This is a genomic window from Gammaproteobacteria bacterium, from assembly GCA_032250735.1.
Classification (GTDB): Bacteria; Pseudomonadota; Gammaproteobacteria; order SZUA-152; family SZUA-152; genus SZUA-152.
Window position 1 is genome coordinate 17,728 of sequence record JAVVEP010000008.1, and the last position, 19,566, is coordinate 37,293.

General features: G+C 58.6%; 14 protein-coding genes. 3 read left to right on the top strand and 11 right to left on the bottom strand.

Translation table 11 applies throughout. From position 1 onward, the window contains the following. Window positions 1-59: 59 nt before the first annotated feature. The 3 genes from RRB22_06575 to efp form a co-directional block, all read right to left on the bottom strand. On the bottom strand, window positions 60-416 hold the full coding sequence (locus tag RRB22_06575) for a hypothetical protein (GenBank protein MDT8384062.1): 357 nt from the start codon (window positions 414-416) through the stop codon (window positions 60-62). A 355-nt stretch (window positions 417-771) separates the two neighbouring features. Continuing rightward, window positions 772-1,776, bottom strand: a complete 1,005-nt coding sequence (gene epmA / locus RRB22_06580; protein ID MDT8384063.1) for an EF-P lysine aminoacylase EpmA — start codon at window positions 1,774-1,776, stop codon at window positions 772-774. Between the two features lie 19 nt (window positions 1,777-1,795). After that, entirely contained in the window at window positions 1,796-2,365 is a 570-nt protein-coding gene (gene efp / locus RRB22_06585) for an elongation factor P (GenBank protein ID MDT8384064.1), read from the bottom strand. 73 nt (window positions 2,366-2,438) lie between these two features. Between efp and epmB the strand changes: the two genes are divergently transcribed. The 3 genes from epmB to RRB22_06600 all read left to right on the top strand — a co-directional run bounded on the left by epmB (window position 2,439) and on the right by RRB22_06600 (window position 7,698). Continuing rightward, entirely contained in the window at window positions 2,439-3,509 is a 1,071-nt protein-coding gene (epmB, locus tag RRB22_06590; protein ID MDT8384065.1) for an EF-P beta-lysylation protein EpmB, read from the top strand. 200 nt (window positions 3,510-3,709) lie between these two features. After that, the gene (locus RRB22_06595; protein ID MDT8384066.1) at window positions 3,710-5,581 is read left to right on the top strand and encodes a hypothetical protein; all 1,872 of its coding nucleotides are present in this window, start codon (window positions 3,710-3,712) and stop codon (window positions 5,579-5,581) included. 41 nt (window positions 5,582-5,622) lie between these two features. After that, the gene (locus RRB22_06600) at window positions 5,623-7,698 is read left to right on the top strand and encodes an EAL domain-containing protein (GenBank protein ID MDT8384067.1); all 2,076 of its coding nucleotides are present in this window, start codon (window positions 5,623-5,625) and stop codon (window positions 7,696-7,698) included. 162 nt (window positions 7,699-7,860) lie between these two features. Here RRB22_06600 and htpX read toward each other — a convergent pair whose 3' ends face one another. From htpX to RRB22_06640, 8 genes are all read right to left on the bottom strand, one after another. Next, entirely contained in the window at window positions 7,861-8,745 is an 885-nt protein-coding gene (htpX, locus tag RRB22_06605) for a protease HtpX (GenBank protein ID MDT8384068.1), read from the bottom strand. 61 nt (window positions 8,746-8,806) lie between these two features. Continuing rightward, window positions 8,807-10,717 (bottom strand): hypothetical protein, encoded by a 1,911-nt coding sequence (locus RRB22_06610; protein ID MDT8384069.1) that lies wholly within the window; start codon window positions 10,715-10,717, stop codon window positions 8,807-8,809. 10 nt (window positions 10,718-10,727) lie between these two features. After that, window positions 10,728-13,019: a DNA topoisomerase IV subunit A gene (parC, locus tag RRB22_06615; GenBank protein MDT8384070.1), complete on the bottom strand. Its 2,292-nt coding sequence runs from the start codon at window positions 13,017-13,019 to the stop codon at window positions 10,728-10,730. Between the two features lie 89 nt (window positions 13,020-13,108). Beyond that, window positions 13,109-13,495, bottom strand: a complete 387-nt coding sequence (locus RRB22_06620) for a type II toxin-antitoxin system death-on-curing family toxin (protein ID MDT8384071.1) — start codon at window positions 13,493-13,495, stop codon at window positions 13,109-13,111. Continuing rightward, window positions 13,485-13,697, bottom strand: coding sequence for a hypothetical protein (locus RRB22_06625; GenBank protein ID MDT8384072.1), 213 nt, complete (start codon window positions 13,695-13,697; stop codon window positions 13,485-13,487). Before RRB22_06625 ends, RRB22_06620 begins: the two co-directional genes overlap by 11 nt. A 301-nt stretch (window positions 13,698-13,998) precedes the next feature. Next, entirely contained in the window at window positions 13,999-14,544 is a 546-nt protein-coding gene (locus RRB22_06630; GenBank protein MDT8384073.1) for a transposase, read from the bottom strand. Between the two features lie 179 nt (window positions 14,545-14,723). After that, the gene (locus tag RRB22_06635; GenBank protein ID MDT8384074.1) at window positions 14,724-17,849 is read right to left on the bottom strand and encodes an efflux RND transporter permease subunit; all 3,126 of its coding nucleotides are present in this window, start codon (window positions 17,847-17,849) and stop codon (window positions 14,724-14,726) included. Beyond that, a complete protein-coding gene (locus RRB22_06640; protein MDT8384075.1) occupies window positions 17,849-18,961 on the bottom strand; it encodes an efflux RND transporter periplasmic adaptor subunit in 1,113 nt (370 codons plus the stop codon). The genes RRB22_06635 and RRB22_06640 overlap by 1 nt, the downstream gene beginning before the upstream one ends. Window positions 18,962-19,566 lie beyond the last annotated feature (605 nt).

The window sequence follows — 19,566 nt, forward strand, 5'->3', positions numbered from 1 at the left end:
TGGAAGGCCAGTCGAAGGATAACCGCGGTCGGGATAAAAACGATCGCGGGTAGAGGTGATCAGTGCACGCCTTCGCGGGTGCTGGATTCAGGGGTTGATGGGCGCTTGTACAACATAATTTCCTGCAAGGAGCGGAACACGCCGGTGTCAAAGTTACAAAACTTGAACCCGATACCGCCATCCGCAATACGCGTCACCCTGGCATGCACGTTGTGCCGGGTTCCCTGGTCCTGGGATAGCAGGCGAAACACCAGATCAACATCCTCATCCTTGTGGAGGCTCAGCGGTTCGGCTGTCGACAGAAAGGTGCCGCCGAGGCCGATATCGGACGAATGGCAGGAGCCGAGCAGCGCGCCGTGCTGATAGACATCAACGTCAACGTCCAGCTCTTTTCGTTCACTCCAGCGCTTTTCCATACACCCTCTCCACCCAATATTGACCCAAGATAACACCGATAATGGTTCCCTCCAATACTTGACCCCGGTCCGGCTCGCGCTTGTTAACGGCGGTTAATCGCCTGTCTGCGTAAAATCCCTGCTACGCCCATTCGACATCCACTTGCGTTTCAATACATTTCAACAGCAATTTACAGGCCAACCATGGCAGTGACTGCGAAATTGATCATAAAATCAGCAGCTTGCATTTGGAAACATGAGCCAAGCCAGCCATGATCGATACCAAAGACCCGCACCTGTAAAGTTCTTCGACAAACCCCTGGTCCGTATTGCTCACCACTCTTCTGCTGCGACGAACGGTGGCGAGCAATGCGGGCTAGCTCCGCCCGTAGTCAAATGACAGCACCTCTCGCACATGCTGCCCTCCACCCAGCACCATCAGCAACCGATCCAGGCCCAGTGCAACGCCTGCACAGGCGGGTAGCCCGGCCTCCAGGGCCCCCAATAAACGCTCATCGATCACCATTGGTTCCTGCCCCTCGGCTCGCCGCTGTGCCAGATCCGCCTCAAACCGGGCCCGCTGTTCAGCGGCGTCCTGCAGCTCATGAAAGCCATTGGCCAGCTCAATGCCATCGATAAACAATTCAAAGCGTTCGGCAACGGCGGGGGTACCGGGCCGCACCCGGGCCAGGGCCGCCTGGCTCTCAGGATAATCGTAGATAAAACACAGATGGCCGCGCCCCAGCTGGGGCTGAACACAGAAACTCATCAGCAGGTCCAGCCAGCCATCGCGGTCGTCATCGGCCAATCCGGCCACCCCCGGCAGTCCGGCCTGCGCGGCACCATCCCGCAATTGCGCCATCGTGGCCGTGTGGGGATCCAGCCCCAGCTGCTGCTGAAAACAGTCGTGATAGCTCAGATACTGTACCGGGCCGAATTCACGCAGTCCCTCGGCCAGCTGACTGACCAGGGTGTCCACCTCCTGCATCAGCTGGTGATGATCAAAACCCGGCCGGTACCATTCCAGCAGGCTAAATTCGGGGTTGTGATGCCGGCCCTGTTCGCCCGCGCGAAATGCCTTGCAGACCTGAAAAATAGGGCCCGCACCAGCCGCCAGCAGGCGCTTCATGGCAAATTCGGGTGAGGTGTTCAGGTAACGGCGGGGGGGCACAGCAGCCTGCCCCGTTGACGCGGCGCTGTCGGAAAGGCTGAAACTGGGGATGTGGGGGTCGGTCGCCCCGGCGCTGACCAACAGGGGGGTCTCGACCTCCAGCACGCCCTGCGCCGCAAAATAGCGGCGCAGGGCGGCCAGCAATTCGGCCCGCTGGCGCAGGCTCGCCAGGCTCGCCGTGGGCCGCCAGTCGGCGCTGTGTTCTGCCATGGCGACGGCCGGCAGGCTCCTAGCCCTTCACCCGGCCCACATATTCGCCATTACGGGTATCGACCTTGATCATCTCGCCGGTCTCGACAAACAGGGGCACGCGCACCACCGCACCGGTCTCCAGGGTGGCGGGCTTGATGCCCCCCTGCGCGGTATCGCCCTTCAGGCCGGGATCGGTCTCGGTGATGCGCAACTCGACAAAATTGGGGGTCGCCACGGCGATGGGGCGATCATTCCAGGTGGTGACTTCGCACATATCCTGCTCTTTCAGCCATTTGTTCTCATCACCCACGGCGGCGGCATCGGCGGCCACCTGCTCGAAGCTGTTGGGGTCCATGAAATACCAGAACTCACCATCGTTGTAGAGATACTGCATGGTGGTATCCATCACATCCGCGCCCGGCAGCGATTCACCGGATTTGTAGGTGCGTTCCAGCACGCGCCCGGTAATCAGGTTGCGCATCTTCACGCGTGTGAAGGCCTGCCCCTTGCCTGGCTTGACCATGTCCACCTCGATCATGGAACAGGGATCATCGTCCACCATCACCTTCAGGCCATTCTTAAATTCGTTGGTTGAGTAATTAGCCATTTCTACCTCGATCTGGGAACATTCTTTCTTTTTGTCTGTTTGTCTGTTGACACTCACACGCGAGAGCCGCCGTATGATACCGCTTACCGCCAACCTTTGTCAGTCACCCGCCCCTGAAACGGGTGAAATCGCGCCCGATAGCCTTTGGCAACAGGAGCTCGCACAGGCCATCAAATGCCCCGCCGAGCTGCTCGCCAGGCTAGGGCTCAGCGCCGACGCGATCCCCGCCGGGATTGATCTGGACCAGCCCTTTCCGCTGCGGGTGCCCCGTGGCTATGTGGCCCGCATGCGGCCGGGGGATCCGCACGATCCCCTGCTGCTGCAGGTTTTACCCCGCCAGCTGGAGGCGGCGCTTCAGCCCGCCTTTCTTCGCGACCCCGTCGGCGACGCGGCGGCGGTGGCCAGCCCCGGCCTGCTGCACAAATACCATGGCCGGGTGTTGCTGATCACCACCGGCGCCTGTCCCATCCATTGTCGCTACTGTTTCCGGCGCCATTTTCCCTATGCCGATAATCGGCCGGATGATCGCCATTGGCAGGCCGCCATCGATTACATTGCGCGCCATCCGGACATCAACGAGGTCATTCTCAGCGGCGGCGACCCGCTGTCCCTGAGCACCCGGCGACTGGCCGACATCAGCACGGCGCTGCGCGATATCCCGCACCTACGGCGGCTACGCATCCACACCCGCATGCCCATCGTGCTGCCCTCACGAATTGATGACGCGTTTTTGCGGTGGCTGGCCGACCTGCCCTGGCAGACGGTGCTGGTCACCCACTGCAATCACGCCAATGAGTTGGGCGACGAGGTGCAATGCGCCCTCGGCAAGATACGCCAGCTCGGCGTCACCCTGCTGAATCAGTCGGTGCTGCTGAGGGCGGTGAACGACCAGGTCGACCGGCTCTGCGCCCTCAGCGAGGCCCTGTTTGCCTGCGGTGTACTGCCCTATTATTTGCACCTGCTGGACCGGGTGCAGGGTGCCGCCCATTTTGAGGTCGATGAACCCACCGCCCAGCAGCTGATTGACGGCGTGCGCCGGCGCCTGCCGGGATTCCTGGTGCCGCAGTTAGTGCGCGAAACGGCGGGCGAACCCTATAAGGTGCCCCTGTATTTATGCCCCGGCGGGGTCACCGAAATAACCTGAAACAAATCGCCTAAGACACTGAGCCACAACTAAAGTACAGTCCGCAATGGCCGCAATGTATTCCGAGAACCGCCGTTTAAAGAGCCGATATCCACATTGGCTCCCGCACGATGGTGTTTTAACGGCGGCATCGTATACTCTCGGCCGATATTTATGGCCGGTTTCAGAACATCAACACGTATCATGATTTAGGAGCAGATGTGGCTAGCAACATGCCCGAGGGATTACTCAATATCCCGGAACAATCCAGGCCCACCGCAGATTCCTTCGAGACGCGCCCCAAACAGGTCGAGGCCTGGATTGCGGCGCTGCCGATGGCGAATACGGGCGAGAGCGCTCGCCGTATCTATAGCGCCCTGCGTGAAATGAATCGGCTGGTCGTCTCCCCGCAGGATCGTTACAGGACCATGGAGCTGTTACGCGGCCCGGTTCACCAGATCACCGAGGTGCTGAAAAAACATTACATCAATCAAAATCTGCCGCTGTCGCCCAAAAATCAGAAAATTGCGGAACTGGCCATCCAGCTCAATTCCGAAATGGCCCTGGCCTACAAGATCGTCATCCACGACAAACTGGAGAAAACCTTTTCAAGTCTGAGCAGCAAAACGCTCGCCATGTGCCTGCACCGCGCCATCCGATATCTCAGCGACGTCCTGCTCTGCGCCTATAAGATTTATATCCAGCACCCGGAAAATGTCTGGCTGCAGATACACCGCCTGTATCTGTACGCCGAGAGCCACAACCTGCACACCCAGCTGATAAAGGATCATGTCGCACCGGAGGTGTTCCGCGACGGCACGATTGCGGATATCTACAAACAGATACTCCTGCTGGCTCTGGCCGGCCCCTACCGACTCCGTCAGCATGTCACCGAGGCGGTGTACGTTGCGCTGGAAGACTGGGTTTCCACTGCCCGCATATTGCCCTATGGGGAAATACAGGACGACACCTACGCCTTCACCATCGGCATGAACACTGACGCCGCACCCGGTTATTTCCGGGATGACGGCACGATCAACCCCGCCTTTTGCCGCACCATTGACACCAGCGAACTCGCTCAGAAAGTAACCCAGGCCTTACTGTCTGCAGACAGCCTGTCACAGAAAATACCCGAGGATGTCTTAAAGCGATTATTAATGACCTGGAGCGGAAAATCGCATCGCACCTTTCCCCGCACATCAAAAAATAATGAAATTGCGATCACCATGGGGCTGAGCGCAACCCACCATTACATTGATGAAATCATTCGCCCGTTATTAAAAGACCCGACAGCCACCTGCCCCTCAGCAACCGACGCCTTGCAGTCCGGACAGTCCATTACCACGGTAACGGATGGAGAGGAAGACTTCGTGTTAGGCGAACGCGCCCGCTACACCAGCACCCCCGTATTCGGCATCAGCAACCTGGATGACCATACCCCGGATGTCTGGGATCCCGACTTCACCTATCGGGTCAATAATCCAATCTATGCCTTCAACAACACGGATACCATTTTACTGAACACCGAGGACAAATCCTCGCTATATGCCTACACCCCCCTGCCCTGCAAAGGCATCAACGAAAGCGCGGGTGGATATTGCCTACTGGGCTATCTGGTTTATGGAAAAGATTCGCAAAAGGTCCAGGTCGGCGAATTGGTAGGCATTCGTGACAACCTGGAATCGAACAGCACGCAACTCAGCATCGGGATTATCCGGCGCATCAAAAACTGGAAAAATGGCCTGGAACTTGGCATTCAGAAGCTTGCGCCCTGCGCAGATGCCATTGCCCTGTCGCCCGTTCCAAAAGGTAATGAAAGCGAGAAATATCAGCGTAGCCTGGTGTTGCCAAAATTATCCGCCATCGATCAGCCGGCCACCTTGATCACCTACGCCTGGCAACAGACTAACGACAAACTGATCGCCAATGTACACGGCCATCGCACCACCATACAATTGACTAAACAATTAGAGAGCACCGGTGTATTCTCACAATTTGAATTCACCGTGCTCGAGAACCAGCAAGACAACAAGAAAAATACTCTGGCAACAGAAACCGGCGACCAGTTCAACGATGTGTGGAAGCTCATCTGAGGGTCTCCACACAGCCACTACATTATTTTTAGGAGCAGCTATTGGATAACGGGAATGTCATCCGTCCACTCATTCTGGAAGACTCGGCAAACGAGGCCGAGGCTCTGGCAAGCGCCCTGCGCAACGTAGGCTATGCGGTGCGTTACAAGCACATTGAGGACGCAGAGGACCTGCAGGAGGCCTTGGAAGCCCAAAGCTGGGATATATTGTTAGCCGCGCAACAGGTCGGCGATTTTACCGCCACCCAGGCCCTGTCCATCATCAAGCAAAGCGGCAAGGACGTTCCCTGCGTCATCATGGGCAACGAACACGCCGACACTCTCATTACCGAGGCAATGCGCGCCGGTGCTGCCGACTTCGTCTCCAGCGAGACGCAGGACCACCTGCTGCTCGTTATCGAAAGGGAAATCGCCAATCTGCGCGAACGTCGCGCACATCGCCATTGCAGAGGCCTCTATAACGAAAGCGAGAAGCGTAACCGTGTGCTACTTGACAGCTCACGCGACCCCATCGCCTACATTCATGAGGGCATGCATATCTATGCCAACCAGAGTTATCAGGAAATCTTTGGTTATCCCGAGATCGAGGAACTTGAAAGTGTGCCGATCCTGGATCTGATCGCCAGTGATGACCAGCAGAGCTTCAAGGAGGTGCTGCGCAGCATCAATAACGACCAGCCCCCGGAAGAGACCATCGAATACCGGGCCGTGCGTGAAGATGGCGAGGTGTTTATCGCCACCATGGGATTCTCCCGCGCCAGCATCGATGGCGAATCCTGCACCCAGGTGATGATTCACCGCAAGAACGATAACAAGGCGCTGGAAAACGAGATTCAGCAGTTGCGCCAGCAGGATTTGCTGACCGGCCTGTACAATCACCAATATTTTATGGAGCAGGTTCAGGCCGCGGTCAACCTCGCCCACCAGAGCGAGGAAAGATGTGCGCTTTTGTATATCGAGCCTGACAACTTCAAGGGCATAAAAGACACCCTGGGCATCGCGGAGAGCGACCTTGTATTGACTGACATCGCCGCATTCATTCGTGAAAAAATGCCGGAAGATGCCGTGATTGCCCGCTATGCCGGCACCATTTTTTCTGTCCTGCTCTGCGGCCCATCCTACAAAAAGGCCGAACAACTCGCCAACAGCATCTGTGCCGGTCTGGCGGAGAAGATATTCGAGGTCGAAGGAAAGACAGTCACCACCAGCTGTAGCGTGGGCATTTCGACCATCTCCGAAACCACCCCGGACGCCAAAAAGGCCATCGCGCAAACCGAACTGGCGGCCCAGTCTGCCAAACAGAGCAATGGCAACCAGGTGCATACCTTCACCGTGGAAGATGAGCTCGCCACCCAGGAAGCGGATAAGCGCGTCATCACGCTGATAAACCTGGCACTCAAGGACAATCGTTTCACCCTGCAGTATCAGCCCATTGTCAGCCTGCACGCCGAACCCGGCGAACGCTATGAGGTGTTACTGCGGCTGCTGGACCATGACAACACCCTCATCATGCCTGCCGACTTCATTCCCATCGCCAAACAGGCAGGGATGATGGTGGAAATTGACAAGTGGGTCATCAAGAGTGCCGCCCGGGCAATGCTGGATAAACGCAAAGTGGGCAAGGAGATCCAGTTCTTTATCAAACTGTCCTCTGACTCCCTGCGCGAGCCCAGCCTGCTGGTGTGGGTCAGCAAACTATTGCAGGCCGCGCGGCTGCATGGCGACAGTCTGGTATTTGAAGTCAGCGAGCAGGACGTACAGGAAAACCTCAAGGCCGCCAAAACCTTTTCGGACGGTCTCAAGCAACTGCACTGCAATCTGGCCATTGACCATGCCGGAAAGGACTCTAGCGACCTGGGCTACATGAAGCACCTGAACCTGCGTTATCTCAAGATCGATGGCAGCCATATCACCAATGTCACCAGCGAAGAAAGCCAGGAGGTTATCAAGACCATTGCGGAAGTGGCGCGCAGCAAAAACGTACTGACCATTGCAGAACACGTGCAAGACCCCGCCTGCCTCGCGGTGCTGTGGCAACACGGGGTCAACTTCATTCAGGGACATTACCTGCAACACCCTGAAGGCAACCTGAACTATGATTTTTCCAGCAATGAATAGGGCGGGATTATAGAGATAGGAACCGCAGGCCAACCGCTATAACCAGCCGCTATAAACAAAGGCGCCAACTCGATGAGCTGGCGCCTTTTTTGATATTCAGGAAACGATTTTCAGCGGCCTGTTTTCAGTGACCAGAGCAGTGCAGGCCTGCCTGCCTGCCGCTTATAGCTGGTTGCGTAACGCCGCAATGCGCTCTTCCAGAGGCGGGTGCGACATAAACAGACGGCTCAGTCCACGACCCACACCACCGGAGATACCGAAGGCCGCCAGCTGATCGGGAAGATGCGGCTGATTCACACCCTGGCGCAACTTTTCCAGCGCGGCGATCATTTTCTGCGGACTGCTTAATTGCGCACTGCCGGCATCTGCGCGGAATTCCCGCTTGCGGCTGAACCACATCACGATAATGCTGGCCAGGATGCCCAGCACCATCTGCGCCACAATGGTGGTGATCCAGAATGCCGGACCATGACCACGCTCGGACTTGAACACCACCCGATCCACCAGGTGGCCAATCACCCGTGACAGGAAAATCACAAAGGTGTTAACAACGCCCTGTATCAGCGCCAGCGTGATCATGTCGCCATTGGCCACATGGCTGACCTCATGCGCCAGCACTGCCTCCGCCTCATCCTCGCTCATGGCATTTAACAGCCCGGTACTCACGGCCACCAGGGCATTGTTGCGGGACATGCCCGTGGCAAAGGCATTGACGTCGGCGGCGTCATAGATCGCCACTTCCGGCATGCCGATACCGGCCGCCCGCGCCTGACGGGCCACCGTCTCCACCAGCCAGCGTTCCCGCGCATTGGCCGCCTGGGTAATGACCCGCGCGCCCGTGAAACGTTTGGCCGTCCATTTTGAAATGGCCAGCGACAACAGCGAACCGCCAAAGCCGAAGATAGCGGAAAACACCAGCAGGTTGTTGATATCCAGGCCAACCCCCTGCTCGTCCAGGATGCGGTCAACACCAAACAGGTGCAGGACGATACTCAGCACAAAAACAATCGCCAGGTTGGTGGCAAGGAACAAAAAAATGCGCTTCATAATGAAGACTCCAGGGTATCAGTTTATTGACAGCGTATTAGTGGGATTCATCCGGAGGATTTCAAGTGGGCGACCCCACAGAGAGAGACTCGCCAGCGTGGCCATGGTTCAGTCGATAGATCACGAATTCGCGCTGCAACTGCACCAGTTCGGCGATTTCGGTGGCCTGCCGGTTTTCACCCGATTCGACCTGAATCGCGGTCCCCGGCGACAGTCGATGACTGTGGTGCAAAATCAGCTGCGAGGTCTTGCCATCGGCATGTCCGGCATCGGCTCGCTTTTCCACGCGACTGTGCAGCAGGATCGCCGGCAGGGCCATATCGTTTTTGCTGAGAAAGTCGCTCTGCACCGCGGTAGCCTCCGCTTGGTGGGAGAGGATACGAATCGTGACCTCGATCTCCTTATTGAGCTTGCGATGCAGACGCACCACATAACCCAGTGTCGGCTTTTTCAGTGCCTCGCGCGAAAACCCAAAAGCCACCAGCTGACCGATGAACAGCGCGGTAGTGAACTGGGATTCCCGCGTCTTCATATGCACGCCGCCGGCACTCTTGTCCATCACAAACCACTGACCGAATTCACTCGCCTCAAGGTCCGACGCAATCAGGGCTGAACGGCCGGCCAGGGCATCACGCAGATCATGTCCCTCTACTGGCACATCAGTGGCTTCAATCTCCTGCGCGGCCATATCCACCAGCAACTTGTAGACCGACATGAAACCGTTATACACATACAGTATTTTCTGACCGATGGTGTATTCGCGCGGTTGTTTGCGCTGCTTCAACTGCATGCCGTCACACATGGCATCGATCGTCAGCAGGTTGGTTAAATCATCCTGATCCGTGACCTTGCCGCTGGCTTTTTCATCGTCCTCAACGACGGTGGACGCCTCCAGACGTTTCAACAGCTTCTGGTGTTCCGCCAGCAACACTGCATCCAGCGGCGAGACATCGACAATAATCGCCCGCAGGTCCCCGGTCGTTAAGGCGGCTGCCGCTGCCTCTCCCCCATGCTCCGCCAGCCCTTTCTGTTGCAGCGCAAGATAACGGGCATCCTGACGTTTAAAATAGGCGGGACAGTCCTGGCCGAAATAGATGAGTATTTTACCGCGGGCCAGTTGCTTTCCATGATCGGGAATAATCGTAATCGAGTCGACCACGCGGGCGATCTGCGCGTCCACTACATGCAGTTTTTGCGAGGAGATCGTATTGCTGTCCAGCAGGCCGTTAATCTGGATCGAGAGATAGACAATGTTCATCGACACCATGGTCGGCACGCGTCGCTCCAGCGCATTGGCCTTTCTATCCAGCGTCAGCTGCAGGCAATCCAGGGCCTGGTACTGGGCGTCCATGTCTTCGCACTGCGACACGGCGAAAAATATCCGGTTACAGTCCCGCCATGCCCTGGCCGGCAGCTTCTGATAGCGCATGGCGCGCAGGCGCTGTTCCATGCGGATCAATTCCAGCACCCGCAGGGCCTGTTGCCGGACCCGCTCCCGCACGCGGACATAACGCGCGTCGGACAGGGCAAAATCCAGATTCAACTGACGCTTGTAGGCCATCCCCAATTGGCCACACACATTAATCGCCGCCACCAGGCCTTCACGCCGGTCGTGCGGTTCCGGCAGGGCCTCGGTTTTATAATATTCCGAATAGATTTTGCGGATCGCCGGGCAGGCATACTGCATCACAGACTCCACCCATTGCCGACGTTTGCTGTCGGCGACACGTTCGTTATTGATACGCTGCAAATAACGGTCAATTTCGCGCAGCAACTCGATGGGGTGGTCATTCAACTCACGCCAGCTGTCCGGCGGAGCGTCCAGTTTATCCGTCTGCGAAAGCAGGCGTCGGCGACTGGCGCGCAACACAGGTACCTCTAACTTTAATTCGATCGTACGAGGCGCAACGGTTTCCCCCTTGCTTTCCGCAAGCGACAGCCAGCTGCGCCATTGGGACCAGTCATACGTCATTCACTAAGTCTCATTCACCGGTTGACGTTGCATCAGTCACCGCATTGGCCGCAAGGTTGGCCGACAAACCATCCACGCGCTGGAACCCCCGCGGCAGTTTCGCGCCGCGCCGGCCACGCTCCCCGGCATAATGTTCAAGATCTTTCGGCTTGAGGGTCAGATGACGCTTGCCGGAATGAATCGTCAGACTGCCGCCGAGCGGCACCACGGCCATGCCCACCACAAACTCCTCGCGCGTCGCCACCTTGGCCGGCGGGATGCCGATAATCCTGTTGCCTTTACCCTTGGCCATCTCCGGCAGTTCCTGCAAGGGGATCATCAACATGCGCCCCTCGGTGGTCACCGCCACAATACGATCCGTCGCGACATCGGTCACCGCGCCGGCCGGCAAGACCCGCGCCCCCTTGGGCAGGTTCAGCAGCGCCTTGCCCGACTTGTTTTTCGCGTACATATTTTCCAGCTGGGTGACAAAGCCATAACCGGCATCGCTGGCCAGCAGATAACGGTCACTGCCCTTGCCGGCCAATACATCGACAAAACCTGCCGCATCCGGTGGGGTGACGCGCCCTGTCAACGGTTCACCCTGGCCGCGCGCCGATGGCAGTGTGTGCGCGGCTATGGAATACGAACGCCCGCTGGCATCGAGGAACACCACCAGCTGATTACTGCGCCCGCAGGCCGCGGCCCTGAAGTCGTCGCCGGACTTGTAGTTCAGCGCTCGGCCATCCACATCGTGGCCCTTGGCGGCACGTATCCAGCCCTTCTCCGACAGCACCACGGTGACCGGTTCCGCGCTGATCAAGGCGGTCTCGTCCAGCGCCTGCGCCGCCTCACGCGCAACGATGGGCGAACGCCGCTCGTCGCCGTACTCCTCTGCATCGGCGATCAGCTCCTTGCGCACCAGGGTTTTCAGTCGTGCACTGGAGCCCAGGGTCTTTTCCAGTTGGTCACGTTCCGCCGCCAGCTCTTCCTGCTCGGCGCGAATCTTCATCTCTTCCAGCCGCGCCAGCTGCCGCAACTTGGTATCGAGGATATATTCCGCCTGCTCCTCGCTGAGCTTGAAGCGCTTGATCAGCACCGGCTTAGGTTCGTCCTCGCTGCGGACGATACGGATCACCTCGTCCAGATTGAGGAAGGCGATTAGCAAGCCATCCAGCAGGTGGAGCCGACGAATGACCTTCTCCAGGCGGTATTCCAGACGACGACGCACCGTGTCGGTACGGAACACCAGCCATTCCTTCAGCAGCGTGCGCAGGTCCTTCACCTGCGGCCGACCGTCCAGGCCGATGACGTTCATGTTGACGCGATAGGTCCGTTCAAGATCCGTGGTGGCGAACAGATGCGCCATCAGCTCATCCAGATCGATGCGGTTGGAACGCGGCACGATCACCAGCCGGGTGGGATTTTCGTGATCGGACTCGTCACGCAGGTCTTCCACCATCGGCAGCTTCTTGGCGTTCATCTGCGCCGCAATCTGTTCCAGCACCCGGTTGCCCGACACCTGATGCGGCAGTGCCGTCACCACCACCGCGCCATCCTCCTTGATCCACACCGCCCGCATACGCACCGATCCGCCGCCCTTCTCGTACATGGCCTGCAACTCGCTGCGCGGAGTGATGATCTCCGCCTCGGTCGGATAATCCGGTCCCTGCACATGCTCACACAGTTCCGCCAGCGAGGCCTTGGGTTCATCCAGTAGATGCACGCAGGCGCTCACCACCTCGCGCAGATTGTGCGGCGGGATATCCGTCGCCATACCCACAGCGATGCCAGTAGTCCCGTTCAACAACAGATTCGGCACCCGCGCCGGCAACATCGCCGGCTCTTCCAGGGTAGCGTCAAAATTCGGCACCCAGTCCACCGTACCCTGCCCCACTTCACTGAGCAGCAGATCCGCATAGCGGGCCAGACGTGACTCCGTGTAACGCATCGCCGCGAAAGACTTGGGATCATCCTGCGCACCCCAGTTACCCTGACCGTCCACCAGCGGGTAACGGTAGGAGAACGGCTGCGCCATCAACACCATCGCCTCGTAACAGGCCGAGTCGCCGTGCGGGTGGAACTTGCCCAGCACGTCACCCACGGTACGCGCGGATTTTTTATACTTCGCCCCCGCCTTCAGACCCAGCTCGGACATGGCATAAATGATGCGCCGCTGCACCGGCTTCAGGCCGTCGCCGATGTGCGGCAGGGCGCGATCCAGGATCACGTACATGGAGTAGTTGAGGTAGGCGTTCTCAGTGAAGATGCTGAGGGGTTGTTGTTCGACGCCTTCGTAGTTTAGTTCTGTTGTTTCTGTCATTGTTTGATCTTTCGTTGGAAGCGGCAGGCAAATTCATTCTGCCCCGATAATTTTTTGATTTTCTTTCGATTCATTTAAAAAACAAACAATCAAATTTTTCTGATGCTTTCTCTCACCCAGGGATGCAAGTGTTCTAAATCACAGGTATTAGAATCAAACAAACCCATCAAGAATCGGTGGGCGGCCTTTGCTTCAAGCTGAAATTTATATCCATTCATGCGGAGAAATACATCCGTCGCAAAAAAAGCGACTCGTTTGTTTCCATCAACAAAGGGATGATTCTTAATGAGAGACTCAAACATGGCCGCCGCCATTTCAACCAGGTCTTCATAGTAACCCGTTTGTGGTCGGTACAACGCGCTTTCAAGCAAGCCAAAATCACGCACCCCTGGCGGGCCGCCGAATCTTTCAATCAACACCACATGGATTTCAACCACCTCATCCACGGATAAAAACTGAACAGACTTACTTGGCAAGAAGTTTACCTAATTCTTCATTTTCACGAATAGAATTATTGAGATGTGATTTAACAACCGGACGAACACGGCGACGACGAAGGTATTCGCTAATCGCCTCTGTCAGAAGACCCGAGACATTCTGATGGGATTCCCTGGCAACCGCCTTTAGCTCATCCCATACGGCCTCTTCGACTTTTGAACTGATTTTAATAGAAGGCATCACGCAATCCTAGATACAGAGTATTGACATGTCAAGATATCAGAAATAATCACTTTATAAACAGTCTGTTACACAAAACCAATAAAGGAAGCCTTGGGAGATGTAAGAGCTTCGATTTCTTTAGTTGAGCCAGGCGTTCTCCGTGAAGATGCTGAGGACTTGTTGTTCGACGCCTTCGTAGTTTAGCTCTGTTGTTTCCGTCATTGCTCTGCTTTTTGTAGGGTGGGCATTGCCCACCATTGCACAACACCAATCATTACCTTATTGGTGGGCTATGCCCACCCTACAAAAACAGGTGCTTTTACTCGCCAAATCCTTCATTCGGCGCATTGAACTCGCCACCCCAATTCTCGCTGTAAATGCCTTCTTTAACATACTGATGAAACGTGGAATGTGGCCATGCATTTACCTGCTCCACCAATCCATGTTTTACGGGGTTGAAATGGATGTAATCCGCGCGGCGTTGAAAATCTACCTCATCCCTGATGAGGTGCTCCCAAAACCGACGTTGCCAAATGGTGCTTTCTCTGTGCCGTTGCTTTGATGTATTCATCTCAGCATCACAATGAAAAAGCGGCTTTGCCTGTTTCGTAAATCCCGCCTTTATCATTCCCCATCGTTTTGAATAATTCGCATCACCTTCTGGCAACGTCCACATGCAATGTAAATGGTCCGGTAACAAAACCCAGGCATCAACACTAAACGGATGTTGTTGCCTTACTTCATCAATCACCCGTCGCAATATCTGCCGGCTTTCTGGCTTGTCCAATATTGATTGACGCCGATGGGTTACTACGGTGAAAAAATACGTTGCACCTTTTACTATTGATCGACGGTAGTTTGGCATAAGCGCTTTTATTACAATTTCTGGTGGGCAGTGCCCACCCTACTAACTAACTGGTGGTCATTGCCCACCATTGCACAAAACCCAACGATGCCGGATTGGTGGGCGGTGCCTTTATGCCCTGTGGGTACACCCTACTCAAATCAGCCGCCAGTGTACCAAACCTCACCCACCCTGGCTTATTACTCATGGTTTACCAAAACCGTCGCATCCCGAAAATGCATCATCCGATAAATGGCCGGCACCAGCACCAGACTCACCAGCATCGAGAAACTCAGACCCCACACAATCACCACCGCCAGCGGTTGCAGCATCTCCGAGCCTTCGCCGAAACCGATGGCCAGCGGCAGCATGCCCACCACCGTGGTGAGCGAGGTCATGAGGATGGGCCGCAATCGTAACCGTGCGCCCTCGACGATGGCCTCGATGAAAGCCAGGCCCCGCTCGCGTTCCACCTCCACCTGCTCCACCAGCACGATGGCGTTGTTGACCACGATGCCGGCGAGCATGATCAGCCCCAGCCAGATGGGCATGGAGATGGGGATGGCCAGCCAGGAGATGCCGGCGGCGACGCCGATCACGGTGAAGGGAATGCTGAGCAGGATCACCAGCGGGTTGCGCAGGGATTCGTACTGCACCGCCATCACCACGAACACCAGGAATATCGCCAGGCCCAGCAGCACATAGCCCATGCTGCGCCCCTCTTTCAGGGTCTTGGCCTCGCCGCCGTCGTAGAGGCTGTAGCCCTCGGGGATGGCCAGATCCGCGAGCTGCTGATGCACCTTGCTCATGGCCTGCTCCGGGCCGAAGTCAGGCGACAGCGAGGCGGTGACCTCGACGATGCGACGCTGGTTGTCGCGCAGGATGCTGGCGGGGGCGGCAGTAAAGCTCACCGTCGCCACGCTGCGCAGGCGCACCGGCTGGCCCTGATGCAGGCCGACCAGGATGTTGCCCAGGTCATCGGGCGAGGTGAAGGCGGTGCGCGGCAGGCGCAGGCGCACGTCGTACTGGCGGTCACCGTCGATGAAGTCGGAGACCACGATACCGTCCAGCGCGGCGCGCAGGGCGCGGCCGATGTCGTCGACGCGGATACCCAGATCGGCGGCGCGCTGACGATCCACGCTCACCGCCACCTCGTTACGCGTCTCTTCATAGCTGTGACGCAGGTTGCTGAGGCCCTCGACATTGCGCAGCCGACTGGTGATCTCCTCACCCAGTTCGCGCAGCACCTCGGTGTCCGGCCCCTGCACGCGGATGCTCAGGTCGTCGTCGCCGGAGCTGATGCGCACGCCGCGGATGCCGCGCACCCGCATGCGGATGTTGGTGCCGGTCAGGCCCAACTGCTTCACCGCCTTTTGCATGTCTTTCACCCAGTCCTCGCTGCCGCGACTACGCTGGGTGGCGGGCACCAGCTGTACCTTGATGTCACCCGAATTGCTGGACTGGTATTCCGAACGCCCGAACACCCGGCCGCCGGAGGTGGTGAACACGGTGAGCACGTCCGGCTGTTGCAGGAACAGGTCCTCCAGCCGGGTAATGACGTCATCGGTCTCGTCCAGACGCATGCCCGCCTCGCCGGCGATGCTCACCGAGATCTCGCCCTCGTCCATCGGCGGCATAAAGATCTGTTTGCCGCCAAAGAACACCGGCACCGCCAGCGCCAGCGCCGGCAACAGCACCAGCAGCGGCAGCCAGGGGAAGCGCAGCAGGAGGCGGGTCAGCCGGACATAGCCGCGTTGCAGGATGGTCAGCAGCCCGTCCATGGCGCGTTGCACCGGGTTGGCGCCCGAGTCGTGCACCCGTGCGCCCCAGGCCGGGACCAGGGTCAGGGCCACCACCAGGGAGGCGACGATGGCGGCGGAGATGGTGATGATCAGCTCGCTGAACAGCAGGCCCACCAGCCCGCCGATAAACAGGAAGGGCAGCACCGCCGCCAGGTTGGTCGAGGTGGAGGCGGCGATGGCGCTGTTGACCTCGCGCGCGGCGTTCACCGGCGCCTCCAGATCACCCTCCCCCTGGCGCTGGTGACGGGCGATGTTCTCCAGCATGACGATGGTGTTGTCCACCAGCAGGCCGACGCCCAGCGCCAGGCCGCCGAGGGTCATGATATTCAGCGTGAGGCCGCCCAGATCCATGATCACAAAGGTCACCAGGATCGCCAGCGGAATGGCGGTGCCGATGATCAGGGTGCGGCGAATACTGCCCAGAAACAGGAACACCACCAGCATCGCCAGGGCCGCGCCGGACAGCGCCGCCATGGAGGCGTTGCGCAGGGCGTGGCGCACATAGGTGGACTGGTCGCCGACCCGGTCCACGTGCACATCATCGGGGACCAGGCCCTGCGCGCGCAGCCATTGCAGGCGCTCCATCACCACATCCACCACCGCCACGGTGTTGGCCGCCGGCTGCTTCTGAATAGAGAGCTTGATGCCCGGCACGCCGTCGAGGCGGATGCGCAGCTTTTCGTCTTCGTGGATATCCAGCACCTGGGCCACATCGCCGAGGCGGATCATGGTATCGGCGCTGGCGCTCTCCCCCTTCCACAGCGGCATGGCCGCCAGCTCCCCGGCGTTCTGAAAGCGTCCGGTGGCGCGGGCGCTGATCTCGCGATTGGCGGTGTGCAGGCGGCCGCCGGGGCTGTCCTGATTTTCCTCGCCCAGGGCGGTGGCGACGTCCTCGATGGTAAAGCCCAGGGCGCTGAGGCGCTCCTGATCCACCACCACCTGAATCTCGCGGGCCAGGCCGCCACCCACCTCGGCAGCGGCCACCCCGGGCAGGTTGAGGAACCACTTGGCGAAGGTGTAATCCACCCAGGTGCGCAGCTCCACCGGGCCGCGGTCCGGCGAGCTCACCACCATCTCCAGCACCGGGATCTGCGAGGGATCGCGCTTGAAGATTGTCGGCGGGTCGATGGTGTCGGGCAGGAATCGCTTGGCGCGATCCAGCCGGGTGCTGGCGTCACGCAGGGCAATGTCGATATCCGAACCGTAGGGAAAGCTCAGGTCCACCGAACTGCGGCCCTCGGTGGTATTGGACTGCACCTGCACGGCGCCCTCGGTGATCGCCAGCTGCTCTTCCAGCTGGCGGGTGATGCGGTCTTCCATGATGCGCGCCGGCACCCCCGGGTCGACGATGCGCACCCGCACCTCGGGATAGATGATGTCCGGCAGCAGGTTGATGCCCAGCCGCTCCAGCGAGCCCAGTCCCAGCACCACCACCGACAGGGCCAGCATGGTGACGCCGACCGGATGGCGGATGGACCACGCCGCCAGCCCGCCACTACGAAAGCGCTGCTGCATCGTGGCCATTACTTGCTGTTAGCCTCGGCGGCGGCCTTGTCGTCGGTCGTCGCCGCATTCACCACCCGCACCGGGCTGTCGGCCCGCAGGCCGAGAAAGCCCTTGCTCACCACCCGGTCGCCGTCGGCCAGGCCCTCGAGGATCTCCACCTGCTCGCCGAATTGCAGGCCGCTGCGTACGCCAACGCGCCGGGTCCTGGTCTGCTCATCCAGGCGATACACATGGGCGCCCTGGGCGTCATATTGCAGGGCATTGAGGGGGATGGTGCGGCGGGGCATTTCCGGCGTCGCCAGGCTGACACGGCACAGCTGACCGGGCCGGGCGCCGGCTGGCACCGGTTGCAGGCGCACCTCCACCGTACCCTGGCGGGTGGCGGGATCGATCATGGGATGCACCCGCAGCACCTCGCCGGCAAAGTCCCGATCACCCAGGCTGTCGATACGCACCTGCACCGCATCGCCCACCACCACCTGGCTGAGCAACTGCTCCGGCACCCGCACCGTGGCGGTGATCAGGCCCGGATCAAACAGGGTCAGGATGTGCTCATTCAGTGGCACCACGTCGCCGAGTTCCTTGAGGCGGGCGCTGATCAGCCCGGCAAAGGGCGCCTGGATCACGGTACGCGACAGCTGGGTGCGTTGCAGGCTCTCGGCGGCACGGGCCAGCTCCAGCGCGGTGTGGGCGCGGGCCAGTTCATCCTCGCTGGCGAGCTTTTTGGGCACCAGGTTTTGCAACCGCTGCAGGTCCACCTCCGCCTGCTTGCGCGTCGCTACCGCCATATCCAGCTCGGCGCGGATCAGGGCATCGTCCAGCCGCACCAGGGCCGCCCCCGCCGCCACCCGGTCACCCTCGTAAAAGGGCAGCTCCATGATGCGCCCGGCCCGTTCACTGTGGACATGCACCGTGCGCGGCGCCTCCAGGGTACCTGTGAGGGTGCGCGTGATGCGCATGGGTCGCTGCGAAACGGTAATGACCTCCACCGCGTGGGCGGGGCGACTCTTGTCCTTTTTGTCCGCCGTTTGGGCATCATCAGGCCCCTGGCTGCACGCGTTGAGCCACAGGACGCAGCAGACAATAGTGGCAATGGCAGAGAGGGTTTTTCGAGTCAGTTTTGGACGCATCTGGATGTGACACCTAACAATAGATAATGTTTCGCACTTTAGGGGTGGGGAGATGTTTTGTGCAAGGGGTATTCTGTGCCTCAGACCGTAGGTTGGGGGGAGTGAAGTAAATCCCAACAATTATCAAAACGTCTGCGTGGTTCCGCAGCTAATCGTTCGGTTGTCTTATTTTTTCCTGGCGGAAGATGACGGGAATTAACGGCGTCGTAGATTCCGAAGAAATAGTTTACTCCTTCTCCCCTTGAGGGGAGAAGGTTGGGATGCCAACAGTAGGCGCTTTAGGCGAGGGGTGGAACGCTCAGAAGTTGTTTCATGAACCCTCTCCCAGTTTTGGGAGAGGGGATAAACAACCTCAGATTTTGAATCTGTGGTTTTGACCTACCCTCACGCCATCCCTCGCTTGCGATCCTCGGCATTTTGCGATGAAGCGAGCGGTGTTTGAGGAAGCGCAGCGACCGAGTTTAGCTCGCGCGCAGAATACCGAGGAGCGCAAGAGACCGCGCAACGCGCGGCGAGGGATCCGGGTGCTCTTTCTTTTGGTTACTTTACTTTGAGCACGCAAAGAAAAGTGACTCGCAGCCTTCCGCAGGAAATAAAGTAAACCA